At 34.7% G+C, this 13,426-nt stretch carries 13 protein-coding genes, 1 other RNA gene and 1 other annotated feature; of the genes, 3 read left to right on the forward strand and 11 right to left on the reverse strand.

What is annotated here, in order from left to right; all coding sequences use genetic code 11:
- From J3U56_RS06045 to thrS, 10 genes are all read right to left on the reverse strand, one after another.
- On the reverse strand, positions 1-903 hold the full coding sequence (locus J3U56_RS06045; protein WP_267344115.1) for a hypothetical protein: 903 nt from the start codon (positions 901-903) through the stop codon (positions 1-3).
- 26 nt (positions 904-929) lie between these two features.
- On the reverse strand, positions 930-2,066 hold the full coding sequence (locus tag J3U56_RS06050) for a polysaccharide biosynthesis/export family protein (RefSeq protein ID WP_267367068.1): 1,137 nt from the start codon (positions 2,064-2,066) through the stop codon (positions 930-932).
- A 105-nt stretch (positions 2,067-2,171) separates the two neighbouring features.
- Positions 2,172-2,267, reverse strand: an RNA gene (ffs, locus tag J3U56_RS06055) — signal recognition particle sRNA small type.
- Between the two features lie 132 nt (positions 2,268-2,399).
- Positions 2,400-2,699: an integration host factor subunit alpha gene (locus tag J3U56_RS06060; RefSeq protein WP_267332835.1), complete on the reverse strand. Its 300-nt coding sequence runs from the start codon at positions 2,697-2,699 to the stop codon at positions 2,400-2,402.
- A 5-nt stretch (positions 2,700-2,704) separates the two neighbouring features.
- Positions 2,705-5,092, reverse strand: coding sequence for a phenylalanine--tRNA ligase subunit beta (gene pheT / locus J3U56_RS06065; RefSeq protein ID WP_267367070.1), 2,388 nt, complete (start codon positions 5,090-5,092; stop codon positions 2,705-2,707).
- A gap of 16 nt (positions 5,093-5,108) precedes the next feature.
- A complete protein-coding gene (gene pheS, locus J3U56_RS06070) occupies positions 5,109-6,092 on the reverse strand; it encodes a phenylalanine--tRNA ligase subunit alpha (RefSeq protein ID WP_065633608.1) in 984 nt (327 codons plus the stop codon).
- 27 nt (positions 6,093-6,119) lie between these two features.
- Positions 6,120-6,233 (reverse strand) — a sequence feature (Phe leader region).
- 74 nt (positions 6,234-6,307) lie between these two features.
- Complete coding sequence (gene rplT / locus J3U56_RS06075; RefSeq protein WP_024496189.1) at positions 6,308-6,661, reverse strand: 50S ribosomal protein L20; 354 nt, start codon at positions 6,659-6,661, stop codon at positions 6,308-6,310.
- A 30-nt stretch (positions 6,662-6,691) separates the two neighbouring features.
- Entirely contained in the window at positions 6,692-6,889 is a 198-nt protein-coding gene (gene rpmI, locus J3U56_RS06080; RefSeq protein WP_065557738.1) for a 50S ribosomal protein L35, read from the reverse strand.
- A gap of 84 nt (positions 6,890-6,973) precedes the next feature.
- Positions 6,974-7,513: a translation initiation factor IF-3 gene (infC, locus tag J3U56_RS06085; protein WP_065633609.1), complete on the reverse strand. Its 540-nt coding sequence runs from the start codon at positions 7,511-7,513 to the stop codon at positions 6,974-6,976.
- A gap of 27 nt (positions 7,514-7,540) precedes the next feature.
- Positions 7,541-9,466 (reverse strand): threonine--tRNA ligase, encoded by a 1,926-nt coding sequence (gene thrS / locus J3U56_RS06090; RefSeq protein WP_267332837.1) that lies wholly within the window; start codon positions 9,464-9,466, stop codon positions 7,541-7,543.
- A 263-nt stretch (positions 9,467-9,729) separates the two neighbouring features.
- Here thrS and J3U56_RS06095 point away from each other — a divergent pair, with 263 nt between their 5' ends.
- Positions 9,730-10,179, forward strand: a complete 450-nt coding sequence (locus J3U56_RS06095; protein ID WP_267367072.1) for a YaiI/YqxD family protein — start codon at positions 9,730-9,732, stop codon at positions 10,177-10,179.
- Positions 10,180-10,247: 68 nt separating this feature from the next.
- Here the strand turns inward: J3U56_RS06095 and recO are convergent, their stop codons facing one another.
- The gene (recO, locus tag J3U56_RS06100; protein ID WP_267332839.1) at positions 10,248-10,940 is read right to left on the reverse strand and encodes a DNA repair protein RecO; all 693 of its coding nucleotides are present in this window, start codon (positions 10,938-10,940) and stop codon (positions 10,248-10,250) included.
- A 158-nt stretch (positions 10,941-11,098) separates the two neighbouring features.
- Between recO and J3U56_RS06105 the strand changes: the two genes are divergently transcribed.
- Both J3U56_RS06105 and ubiT read left to right on the forward strand, forming a co-directional pair.
- Positions 11,099-12,727, forward strand: coding sequence for a Na+/H+ antiporter (locus J3U56_RS06105; RefSeq protein ID WP_267332840.1), 1,629 nt, complete (start codon positions 11,099-11,101; stop codon positions 12,725-12,727).
- Complete coding sequence (ubiT, locus tag J3U56_RS06110; RefSeq protein ID WP_267332841.1) at positions 12,728-13,231, forward strand: ubiquinone anaerobic biosynthesis accessory factor UbiT; 504 nt, start codon at positions 12,728-12,730, stop codon at positions 13,229-13,231.
- Positions 13,232-13,426 lie beyond the last annotated feature (195 nt).

A 13,426-nucleotide genomic window follows, 5' to 3' on the forward strand; every position in this document is an offset into this window, starting at 1 on the left:
TTAATCTTTATGCTCTTTTATAGCCGCTACAAATAAGTTAACAATACCATAAATCATTAAACTAATAATAAATGTTGATAAAATATTATAGATACGGGCAGGTTTAAAGGAAACATCAGAAAGACTCGGTTGCTCGATTCGTTCAAGATAAAGTTGTTTTTTTGTTATTTCAACTTGCGCATTTCGTAATGACAATGTTGCAGCTTCGAATTGTTGTTTGGCTACAGTATTATTGATTAGAATTTGTTGATATTCTGCTAAATTAGCATCCTTATTTTTGTTTTTCTGAAATTCAGATAATGCTTGAGCCTCTTTTTTCATCAATAATTCAGCATTTTTCAATTCAGCCAAAGATGCAGTGATAAGATCTTGTTTTGCTCGTAAATTTATTTGGTTTACAAAACCTTCAGCTTTTCTCAACAATTGTTCATTAATCTCAGAAGCATCTTTAGCATCAAAAGCATTAACACTAATTGTAGCAATACCTGTAGAAGTATCAAAATTAACATTAATCATATTACTCATATATTGATAAAAGTACTCTTTTTTATTATAGAATGCGAAATCAAATCCATTAAAACGAGATATTACATCCCCTTTTTTTGTATACCAATCTTGCACAGGCAAAACTTTTTCAATTGAAGATAATGCATCTCTGGATTTGATGTATGAGATTACTACATAAGAATCATCATTAGAACGTGAAATTCCAACTTTTGAAAAAAAACTACCTAAACCACCTAATGAAGATTGAGTATCTGAAGAGCGTATGATATACGTAGCTTCCGATGTATAAATACTCTCGGCTATTAAACCAAAATAAATAATTGATAATAAAGTCGGCAATGTAACAATTAAATGTTTTAACCAATACTTTTTAGCTTTAACAATAGTAGAACTCATATGTTTTCGCAGGTAGATTAAAAATACTAATCGCTAATTTGATTGATCTGATTAACTACCCCTACCCCTGGTGAAAAAATCGCATATAAGAATTTTTGTAGTTCGATTATTGGAGCGGATGCAACATAAACAATATCATTATTCTGAATTTGAAAATTATTCATAATAAATAATGAATTAGGATCACTTAAATCAATTTGGTAAACTGTCGGGACCCGTTCTTGATTCTTACTAGTATTGATTGTATCTTGATACCTAAAAACAAATACTCCTTTGGCATTTGCTTGCGAATCACGTAAACCACCGATACGAGCTAAAGCTTGAGACAAATTAATACCAATAGCTTCAAAGCGTACCTCTTTAGTTGCCCCAGTTGCCCCCATTGAAATAAATGAACTAGGTTTATTAATTAGAGTAATCACATCATCTCGCTGAAGATGAATATTAAATTTAGGATTAGATAAGACTAGACTTAACGGTATTTGATCGATTTTATTGTTTCTAGTTATTTGTATTAAAGTATCTCGAATATCGTACATATTGTTACCTAGCATAGTAACAGCATCTAGTAATCGCTCTCCCTTAGCTGTGATGGGCATTTTCCCACTAAATTGATCGCCAATCACTGTAACACTTGATGATCTTTTTTCTAAAACTGTTACAATCACCTGTGGTCTATTAGCAATACCAGATAATTTTTCAACTATTTCTTTTTGTACTTGTGAAGGATTTCGATTAATTGCTTTTATATCACCTACAAACGGCAAGGAAATATAGCCTTGAGAGTCAACAATAACAACAGGCAATTCGGTCAGTCCAGTTTTTGGAGCACTTGTATCACCGGTTCCTGTAAATAAAATTGCAGGCGGTGTCTCAATAACTGAAATTTTTAAGGCATCCCCTTTTCCAATATTATCAATTTTTCTTGATTTATCATTTGGTTCGTTGATGAATTTTGGATTATTAATTGGAAAATTTGTTTTAGGATTTTGAGATAAATTATTTAGATTAACAATTTTAACTTGACTATAAATCTTATCTAAATTTCCATTCTGCTTATCAATATTCTTAATTGCAGAAAAACTAGGTCCTGAATGAGGTAAAACAGAACAACCATTTAAAATCATTGCTATAGTTAATGGAAGAAGATATGGTGCTTTCAAAGTAAACTTCCTTATTCATCGATATTATCTATTCTAGGCTCTTATTTTATTAAGATTCAAGACCTATTTACTATTATATTTTATTATGAACTAGTTTGGAGGAGACCCTATCAGCCGCATCCCACACACATACTTTTTACTTTGGCTGCTTCCTTCCGGACCTGACCTGATGAGCAAAAAAACGTTGCAAGAGGACCCATAGAGCCTCCATAGAAGAGGCGTTATTATGCTTTATTTGGAAAAATAAAACAACTACTTTATTAAAAAAGAAAATAGCCTTTCCGCTTTTCAACTGAAGAAAGGCTATGTGATTAATGGATATAAGAAATTAATTTAGCGATTGATAACTAAATTTTTTTCAATTCGTTCTCTAAATTTTATCCCTGGTCTAAATGTGACAACTCGACGAGCTGAAATGTCTACACTTTCCCCTGTTTTTGGATTACGACCTGGGCGTGAATTTTTATCTCGTATAGCAAAATTACCAAAACCGGATAATTTAACTGGTTCCCCTTTTTCTAAAGCCACTCGAATCTCTTCAAAAAAAAGTTCAACAAGGACTTTAGCTTCTTGGCGATCTATATTAAATTTTTCGGCAAGACGATCTGCAATATCAGCTTTAGTTAATGTCATAGTTATTATTCTCTTAATAGGGCTTTAAAACGAATTTGTAAGGCTGTAATACATTTGCTTACAATGTTTGTTATATCTTCTTCTTCAAGTGTACGTGATTTGTCTTGTAAAATCAAACTGATAGCAAGGCTTTTTTGATCTTGTTTAATGTTATCACCTTGATAAACATCAAACAAATTGACTTTAATAAGTTGCTCTCCGCCAGCACGTTTACACTCAGCTATAATATCTGCTGCTGGAATTGTATTTGAGACGACAATAGCTATATCTCGTTTATTTGACGGATACTTCGATAGGTCTTGAGCAACAGGTACCTTCTTATCGCTAATTTTAGCTAAATTTATTTCAAAAACAAGCGATTTACTATTTAAAGATAATTTTTTTTCGATTTCTGGATGCAATACGCCAAAATAGCCAATAATTTCATTGTTCAAATATATGGCCGCACTTTGCCCTGGGTGTAATGCATTGATGTCTGCTTTTTTAAATTCAACAGTTTCGCTACAGCCTAATAGTGCCAAAATAGATTCTATATCCCCTTTTAAGTCATAAAAATCGATATTTCGTTTAGGCAATGCCCAATGTTCTTCATATAAGTTACCGGTGACAACGCCTGATAACATGAGTTCTTGACGAACGCCAAATTCACAACTTTGATCTGGAACAAAACGTAAACCAGTTTCAAAAAGACGAATACGTGATTGTTGACGGTTTTGATTGTACAACACTGCATCTAATAATCCAGACCAAAGCGATAAGCGCATTACAGACATTTCACTTGAAATTGGGTTTGGCAGCGTTATTGCAGTTTGCTCAGAATGAAGAAGACTTTGAATTTTTGGATCAACAAAGCTATATGTAACGGCTTCTTGATAACCACGATCAACCAATAAATCTTTAATTCGTTTTAACGCTATGTGGCTTTCTGGCTTCGGCTTCATAACTAATTCAATTTTCATATTCGCATTAGGAATATTGTTATAGCCATAAATACGGGCTACTTCTTCAACTAAATCTTCTTCTATTTGTAAGTCAAATCGCCAACTCGGTGCTTCAACGGTCCAAATCTCATTTTTGAATGAGACGTTACATCCTAATCTTTCAAGAATATCAATTATTTTTTGCGTTTCAATTTTATAACCGATAATGCGATCTATTTTTGAACGATGTAATTGAATGGTCGCTTGTTTTGGCAAGTGTTCTTCGTTGGTAATATTAACAACCGGACCTACCTCACCACCACAAATTTCAATAATTAATTGAGTTGCTCTTTCGATTGCAACATTTTGTAAAGCAGGATCGACTCCGCGTTCATAACGATGAGAAGCCTCAGTATGCAAACCATATTCACGTGCTTTACCGGTAATAGCTAATGGAGCAAAGAATGCTGATTCTAGAAAAATATCTTTGGTTGACGTTGTAACACTTGATTTTTCACCGCCCATAATACCGGCCATCGCGAGTACTTTTTGCTGATCAGCAATGACAAGCGTATTATCATTTAATTTGACTTCATTACCATTTAATAATGTGAGTTTTTCATCTTGATGTGCATAACGAACAACAATCCCTTTTTCGATTTGAGCTAAATCAAACGCATGCATTGGATGACCAAGTTCGAGTAATACATAATTAGTAATATCTACAATGGCATCAACTGAACGAATTCCACCACGACGCAACTTTTCTTTCATCCATAATGGCGTAGCTGCTTCGATATTGATGTTTTTGATTACTCTTCCTAGGTAACGAGGGGCTGCCTTTGGAACATCTATTTGAATTGAGACGGTATCGGAAATTGATGCTGGTACGTTTGCTACTTTAAGCTCCTTCATTGGTATATTGTTAACCGCTGAAATATCACGAGCAACACCAACAATACCAAAACAATCAGCTCGATTAGGTGTAACACTAATATCAATCATAACATCGTTAAGATTTAAATATTCTCGAATATCTTGTCCTAAAGGAGCATCTTCAGGTAACTCAATAATACCATTATGATCATCAGCAATACCTAATTCAGAATAAGAGCACAGCATTCCTTCTGAAGGTTCACCTCGGAGTTTTGCTGATTTGATTTTGAAATCTCCTGGTAAAACAGCCCCAACAGTTGCACAAGCAACCATTAAACCTTGACGGCAATTAGGTGCGCCGCAGACAATGTCTAATAATTCAGATTTACCAATATCGACTTTTGTCACGCGTAGTTTATCGGCATTAGGATGCTGTTTGCATTCTACTACTTTTCCAACAACGACACCTGTAAAATCACCAGCAACTTTTTCGATATCATCAACTTCTAATCCAGCCATAGTTAATTGATCGGCTAGTGTATCGCTACTTATTTCTGGATTGATCCATTCACGTAGCCAACTTTCACTAAATTTCATGTTTTGATCTCCAGAATTAATTAAATTGCTTTAAGAAACGTAAATCATTTTCAAAAAATGAGCGTAAATCGGTGACACCGTAACGTAACATGGTTAATCTTTCGATTCCCATACCAAAAGCAAACCCATTATAGACATCAGGATCGATACCGACATTACGCAACACATTTGGGTGGACCATACCACAACCTAGAACTTCAAGCCATTTACCGTTTTTCGCTTTGATATCAACTTCGGCTGAAGGTTCAGTAAATGGAAAGTAGCCAGGTCGAAAACGAATTTCCATATCATCTTCAAAAAAGCAGTGAAGAAAATCATGCAATAACCCTTTCAAATGAGTAAAGCTAATATCTTTATCAATCAATAAACCTTCCATTTGATGGAACATTGGCGTGTGAGTTTGATCATAGTCATTGCGATAAGTTCGACCTGGAGCAATGATTCGAATAGGTGGTTTTTGTGTTTCCATTGTTCTAATTTGAACAGTGGATGTTTGTGTTCTTAATAAACGATTTGCATCAAACCAAAAGGTATCATGATCTGCTCGAGCAGGATGATGAGAAGGGATATTAAGTGCATCAAAGTTATGATAATCATCTTCAATTTCGGGGCCTGTTTCAACAACAAAGCCCAGTTCACCAAAAAATTCAACTAAACGATTTATTGTTTTGGTGACGGGATGTAATCCCCCTAATTCAAGCGTTTTACCCGGTAATGAGATATCGATGGTTTCGTTGGCTAATTTTGCATCAAGAGCCTGGCGCTCTAAAAGTTGACGTTTTTGATTTAATAATTCAACGACTATTTGCTTAGCATCATTGATTTTTTGACCGACCGCGGGGCGTTCATCGGCAGGAACATCACGTAAAGAAGCCATTTGCATGGTAAAGTAACCTTTTTTACCAAAATATTCTACACGTATCTGTTCGATCGCATTAATGTCATTAGCACCTTCAATAGCGGATTTGGCATTATTCACCAGTTCAACTAATTGAGACATACAGTTCTCCTGCTTATTGTTCATTATATAAAAAAAGCCTCTTTTGAGGCTTTATAATTATTTTTCGTTTTTTCCTTGCCTCACGAACCAATATTGCTATTGAAGCTAAAAAACAAACGAAAAATAACTAAATTCATCATTAATCCACTTTTTTAAAATAAATCATTTATATTTAAAATAATAAAAGCCGAGATAACTCGGCTCTTATAAAGTTATTATAATGCAGCTTTTGCTTTTTCAACTAATGCAGCGAATGCATTTTTATCAAATACAGCAATATCTGCAAGGATCTTACGATCGATTTCAATTGATGCTTTCTTTAAACCATTAATGAAACGGCTATAAGAAAGACCACATTGACGAGCTGCCGCATTGATACGCACAATCCATAATTGACGGAATTGACGTTTACGTTGACGACGGTCACGATAAGCATATTGTCCAGCTTTGATTACTGCTTGGAAAGCAACACGATAAACACGTGAACGAGCTCCATAATAACCTTTTGCTTGTTTTAAAATTTTCTTGTGACGTGCACGAGCAATAACACCACGTTTAACACGAGCCATAAATCATATCCTCTAAATAGTTAACCTAAATTAAGCGTATGGAACACACGCTACAACTAAACCTAAATCACCTTTTGACACTGTTGTCAAACCACGTAAATGACGTTTACGTTTAGTTGATTTTTTAGTTAAGATATGACTTTTGTTAGCTTGCTTATGCTTAAAGCCACCAGAAGCTGTTTTTTTAAAGCGCTTTGCTGCGCCTTTTACAGTTTTAATTTTAGGCATTTTATTAATTCCTACTTCGCATTGTTAATAACACAAAATAATGGTGTAACGTTTAACAAAATTAAAAATTAACTTGATGAACCATTATTTCTTCTTCGGCGCAAGCACCATAATCATTTGACGACCTTCGATCTTAGTTGGATAAGATTCGATGATTGCCAAATCAGCTAAGTCTTCTTTAATGCGATCAAGCATTTCAGTGCCTAACTGTTGGTGAGCCATTTCTCGACCACGAAAACGTAGCGTTACTTTAGCTTTATCGCCATCTTCTAGAAAGCGCATCAGGCTGCGGAGTTTTACCTGATAGTCGCCTTCGTCTGTACCAGGTCGGAATTTAATTTCCTTAACCTGAACAACCTTTTGCTTCTTCTTCTGTTCTTTTGTTGCTTTACTCTTTTCATAGAGGAACTTGCCATAATCCATAATTCGACAAACAGGTGGCTCTGCATTAGGGCTTATTTCAACTAAATCTAGAGTTGCTTCTTCGGCTTGCTTTAAAGCTTCATCTAAGCTAACTATACCGAGCTGTTCACCATCGACGCCGGTTAACCTCACCTCGCGAGCAGTAATTTCATCATTGATTTTATGCGCGCGTGTTGACTGAATTCGTTTACTGACTTTAATATCTCATTCCTCCAAATTAATTTATCATTAATTCATCTGTTCTAATGAACGACTATGAATTTCGTTAAGCAACAATTCTATAACATGTTTCACTTCAAAGCTACCAAGATCTTTACCTTGACGAGTTCGAACTGAAATTGTTCCTGATTCCATTTCTTTGTCTCCACAGACAAACATATAAGGAACACGTTTTAGAGTATGCTCGCGGATTTTAAACCCTATTTTCTCATTTCTCAAGTCTGCTTTTGCTCTAATGCCAACTTTTTGTAGTTGCTCGGTTAATTGTTTTGCATATTCAGCTTGATTATCGGTAATATTGATGACAGCAACTTGTAGTGGTGCAAGCCATGTTGGGAAAAATCCTGCACAGTTTTCGGTCAAGATACCCATAAAACGCTCCATAGAACCTAAAATAGCCCTATGAATCATAACCGGTGTGTGGCGTTCATTATCTTCGCCAACATAAGTTGCATCTAAACGTTCAGGTAACATAAAGTCAAGTTGAACTGTACCACACTGCCATGCTCGACCTAAACAGTCATGTAACGTAAATTCGATTTTAGGACCATAAAATGCCCCTTCACCTGGTAAATATTCAAATTCAATACCATTTTCGGTTAAGCAGTCAGCTAAATCTTTTTCAGCTAAATCCCAAGTTTCATCTTTACCAATACGTTTTTCAGGACGTGTTGATAATTTGACCGTAATATCAGTAAAGCCAAAAGTGCTGTAAGTGTCATAAACCATTTTAATACAGCTGTTTACTTCACCTCGAATTTGGTTTTCAGTACAGAAAATATGCGCATCATCTTGAGTAAAACCACGTACACGCATCAACCCATGCAAAGAACCAGAAGGTTCATTACGATGACAACTACCAAACTCTGCCATGCGCAAAGGTAAATCACGATAAGATTTCAAACCTTGGTTAAAAATTTGCACATGCCCAGGACAGTTCATTGGTTTAATACAATATTCACGATTTTCAGATGAAGTCACAAACATTAACTCTTTATAGTTACCCCAGTGACCAGTTTTTTCCCATAACACTCGATCCATCATAAATGGACCTTTTACTTCTTGGTAGTCATATTCTTTAAGTTTGGTACGAACAAACACTTCAAGCTCACGGAAAATAATCCAGCCATCATTATGCCAAAACACCATGCCAGGGGCTTCTTCTTGCATATGATAAAGGTCAAGTTGTTTACCAATTTTACGATGATCACGTTTGGCCGCTTCTTCTAAAAATTGTAGATAACTATCTAATTGCTTTTTGTCAGCCCAAGCTGTCCCATAAATACGTTGTAACATTTTATTATCACTATTGCCGCGCCAATAAGCACCCGCAACTTTTTGTAATTTAAAATGATGACAAAAACGCATATTTGGTACATGCGGACCACGACACATGTCGATATACTCTTCATGATGATAAAGTGCTGGCGTTGAATCTTTCGGTATGTTTTCATCTAAAATAGCGATTTTATAAGGTTCATGACGTTCCCAAAAGACTTCTCTAGCTCTTTCCCAACTAACGACTTCCTTTATAACTTCATAATCTTTTTTAGCCAATTCATGCATACGTTTTTCAAGCGCATCAAGATCCTCTTGTGTTAAAGAGTGTTCTAAATCAACATCATAATAAAAACCATTGTCAATTGTCGGCCCAATAGCCATTTTCGTATCCGGCCATAATTGTTTAATGGCGTGACCCAATAAATGTGCACAAGAATGGCGAATAATTTCAAGTCCATCTTCATCTTTAGCGGTAATGATTGCTAATGTTGCATCTTGATCAATGAGGTCACAAGCATCTTTACGCTGTCCATTAACACGCCCTGCAATACATGCTTTGGCAAGACCTGCACCAATACTTTGAGCGACTTCTAAAACAGTAACCGGTTTATCAAACTGACGTTGACTTCCGTCAGGAAGAGTAATAATTGGCATAATAAATCCTTATAACAGTGGTGCGCCACACGAAAGCGCACATGTGTGTAAATATTGCATCTAAAATAATAGATCGCGTATACTACCACTTATCATAAGGATTTCAAATAGAAATAGTGGTCTTATGAATATTAATAATGAATATTTTTTACTATACTGAATCGTATAATTAACATGAAATTTTTAACGAAATTTGCATCTTAAAACGGTTAAACGATTTATGATTGATAGTTGTTTAAGTTGAATGGTTTGTTAATGCTATTATGAACATTTGGATTGATGCTGATGCTTGCCCTAACCCAATTAAAGAAATTTTATATCGAATCGCTATTCGTAAATCAATCAAAATTAATTTAGTTGCTAATCAATGGTTAAATATTCCGCCTTCACCTTTTATTTCTCGATTACTTGTTGAACATGGTTTTGATAAAGCAGATAACAAAATTGTCGAACTTGTTGAATTAAATGATTTGGTCATTACATCTGATATACCTTTAGCATCAGATGTATTAAATAAAGGCGCTTTTGTTCTTACACCTAGAGGTGAAGTTTATACGTTAGAAACAATTAAAGAGCGGCTAGTGATGAGAGATTTTATGGAAACAATGCGAGCAAGTGGAATACAAACTAAAGGATCCGCTCCCTTTTCAAGTAAGGACCGCGAAAAATTCGCCAATCAACTTGATATTTTAGTTAAAAGGCTAACTAAATAAAGTTAATCATTTTGATAAGAAAATTATACCTATAATTTAAAATATTTATCTTTAATAACGTTACGACGTTATATTTTTAAAAATAATTCTCTACTTTTAAATGGTTTTGCACCTATATAAGGTTTCAATGCAATTCTGGTAAAACGTTTGGCCGCTTTAAGTGTATCTTCATTATTAAACTGACGTTTGCCAAAAGCTAAAACGTGTTCACCACTAAAACTAGTACTATTTTGCAGTAAACTACTAATAAACCCTTTTTCTGATTGATATTGATAATGCATTGTTTCAACAATATCATCACCGGTTGCACTGCAATGAAAAAAATCAACGTGATAACCTAAGTTTTCTAATAAAGATAGCTCAAAACTACGTAACACATTTTCAGCAGAAACTTGCTGTGCGAGTTGCTGTAAGCTTTGTAAATAGTCATCAAAAAGTGTAGGCATTTCTGTTTCGGCAACCAGCACTCGATGGAGTAACTCGTTTAAATAAAAAGCGCTATATAAATGAATTGAAACCAAAGGTAGTGTCAAAGATACCGCTTCAACCTGGCGTAATGTTTTTATTTCACCTTGACCAGAATATTGAACAATTAATGGAGTAAAGGGTTGTAAAATGCCCTTTAACGCGGATTTTTTACGTCTGGCACCTTTAGCTAAAATAGTTATTTTACCTTTATTTTCAACAAATAAATCAGCTAATAGACTACTTTCACTGTAAGTTCTGGTATGAAGTATAAATGCTCTTTGCCAATTTTCCATTAAAAAAGCCTTTTAATTGCGTCGCAATTTTTTATCCACAAGGGTATCTGACCAAAATTTAAGTAATTTTATGAAATTTTCACCTGAAATCTAGCTGAAAATCCGATATAATCAATTGCTAAAAACTACAGGATTATAGGATAAATAAAAGACAAGCTATGGAACTTTTTTCAATAATTTTACTTATAGTATTAATTGTATCACTTTCTGGTGTCGTTGTTAAAATGTTACCAATACAAATTCCACTACCACTTATGCAAATATTGTTGGGATGTATATTGGCAGCGTTTGGTGTTTATGTGAAGTTCGATCCAGAACTATTTCTTGTTTTATTTATACCTCCTTTACTTTTTGCTGATGGTCGAAAAACATCAGTTAAAGATTTCGTCTATAATTTCAGAGAAATTGTTGGATTGGCCTTAGTATTAGTGGTGATATCCATCATTGCATTGGGTTATTTGTTACATTGGATTTTACCAAATGTGCAATTAGCCGCAGGTTTGGCTTTGGCTGCCGTATTATCACCAACCGATGCGGTTGCGTTAAGTGGCATTGTCGGTAAGGGTCGAATCGAAAAAGAAAAAATGGAAATAATTGAAGGTGAAGCTTTAATGAACGATGCATCTGGCTTAGTATCATTAAACTTTGCAATAGCCATCGCCGCAGGCGCGATACAGTTCGATTTATTACAAATTAGCGTGACATTCTTTGTTGTTGCCATTGGTGGATTAGCTATTGGTGTTTTATTTACCTGGTTATATGCACGCATTTTAAGAAAAATAAATAAACTTACCCATAATGATCCGGCAATCCAAATTGTGCTGTTATTCTTACTTCCTTTTGCTGCTTATATTATTGCCGAAGAATGCCATTGTTCAGGTATTTTAGCTGCAGTTAGCGCCGGCATGACAGTTAATCAATCTGGCATGATGAGAAATGCACCTTTAACAGCGCGTTTACAATCAGATAGTACTTGGTCAATGTTAACTTTTGTGTTCAATGGTTTTGTATTTATTTTATTAGGAATTCAATTACCAAGTATTTTAACGAATACTTTTGCTGAGAATCAAACCGATGCATCCATTGAAGTCTGGCAATTATGTTTAATTGTGCTGTTTGTCTTCATTGCTTTAATGGGAACAAGATTCGCTTGGCTTTGGGCAATGAAACATATGCCAACAATGCCATTTGGTACCAAACGCCCTCTTGCATTTCGATCTTATTCAACCCGAGATTTGTTAATTTCAACTTTTGCAGGTGTACGCGGCGCAATAACCCTTGCCGGTGTTCTCTCTATTCCAATGACAATCGGCGGCCGATATCAACTTGTCTTTATAGCAACAGGCATTATCCTTATTTCATTAATTGCCGCTGTGATTATATTACCGATATTATTAAGAGGTAGCGTCATTTTAGATAATTCCGAACAAGATAATGAAATTCTTACTGTAAAAGGTCATATGGCCGAAGAAGCCATTGTCAGTTTAGAAAAAATGCAAAATAACTTATTACAAGAAACAACCGAAAACAGCATGGATCAAGAAATTGTTAATGAAGTCGGTTCTCGTGTTATCGGTTCGTTAAGACGTAGAACGGGGCTGAAGGACTTAGAACAAAAAGCACTTGAAGCCGAAAATCTTGAAAGGCGCATGCGTTTAGTTGCTATTGGTGCAGAGCGTACGTCGTTATTACAAATGAAAATTCGTAATGAAGTGAGTGAAGAAGTTTTCGAGCATTTAAATACAGATTTAGATATTTATGAAAAAATGATTTCTGGGGATGTATAAATGATTAGCAATCATCACTTATTAGGAAAAATACACTCAACATTTGTCGACAAAGCGCCTCAAATGTTGGGGGTAACGTTGCGTTGTATTCCTTTTAATTTAAAAAAACAAGTTATCGAACAATTGTTACAATTACAATTTAAGCATTCACTTGAGGATGGAGATCTTGATTTTTTAGAAAATCGTTGGCTCAAAATCGAAGTGACCGATTTACAACTAGTCTGGTTTGTAAGTCTGATTGAGAATAAATTAGTTGTTAGTCGTGAAGAGATTGCTGATGTTAGTTTTATAGGTAATGCAAACGATCTAATTATGATAGCAACTCGACGACAAGATCCCGATACATTATTCTTTCAACGTCGATTAATTGTTGAAGGCGATACTGAACTAGGTTTATATGTCAAAAATCTTATGGACTCGATTGAAATAGAAGCCATGCCTAAATTTTTAAGGATAACACTCGAAAAACTTGCAGATATTATCCAAACCGCACCTCAGAATTAAGTCAATTTGCTCAATTTTAAACAAAATTGAGCAAATAAACGTTTCAAATACGACATTCTATTTTCAAAAACTAACAATAAATTATTTACTGTTATTTAGCTATCATTAAATAAACAACTAATTATATGTTTTGAGCCATAATAAATTTCTTAAAAATGGGGTTCTGTTTATTTTTCCTCTATTTATTAGACTGTT

Source organism: Gilliamella sp. B2824 (genome assembly GCF_026536245.1).
Taxonomy (GTDB): domain Bacteria; phylum Pseudomonadota; class Gammaproteobacteria; order Enterobacterales; family Orbaceae; genus Gilliamella.

Excerpts from the sequence above, each read along its gene's own strand:
- J3U56_RS06045 (WP_267344115.1), bottom strand. The coding sequence starts at position 903 with ATGAGTTCTACTATTGTTAAAGCTAAAAAGTATTGGTTAAAACATTTA.
- J3U56_RS06060 (WP_267332835.1), bottom strand. The coding sequence starts at position 2,699 with ATGACATTAACTAAAGCTGATATTGCAGATCGTCTTGCCGAAAAATTT.
- pheT (WP_267367070.1), bottom strand. The coding sequence starts at position 5,092 with ATGAAATTTAGTGAAAGTTGGCTACGTGAATGGATCAATCCAGAAATA.
- pheS (WP_065633608.1), bottom strand. The coding sequence starts at position 6,092 with ATGTCTCAATTAGTTGAACTGGTGAATAATGCCAAATCCGCTATTGAA.
- rplT (WP_024496189.1), bottom strand. The coding sequence starts at position 6,661 with ATGGCTCGTGTTAAACGTGGTGTTATTGCTCGTGCACGTCACAAGAAA.
- rpmI (WP_065557738.1), bottom strand. The coding sequence starts at position 6,889 with ATGCCTAAAATTAAAACTGTAAAAGGCGCAGCAAAGCGCTTTAAAAAA.
- thrS (WP_267332837.1), bottom strand. The coding sequence starts at position 9,466 with ATGCCAATTATTACTCTTCCTGACGGAAGTCAACGTCAGTTTGATAAA.
- J3U56_RS06095 (WP_267367072.1), top strand. The coding sequence starts at position 9,730 with ATGAACATTTGGATTGATGCTGATGCTTGCCCTAACCCAATTAAAGAA.
- recO (WP_267332839.1), bottom strand. The coding sequence starts at position 10,940 with ATGGAAAATTGGCAAAGAGCATTTATACTTCATACCAGAACTTACAGT.
- J3U56_RS06105 (WP_267332840.1), top strand. The coding sequence starts at position 11,099 with ATGGAACTTTTTTCAATAATTTTACTTATAGTATTAATTGTATCACTT.
- ubiT (WP_267332841.1), top strand. The coding sequence starts at position 12,728 with ATGATTAGCAATCATCACTTATTAGGAAAAATACACTCAACATTTGTC.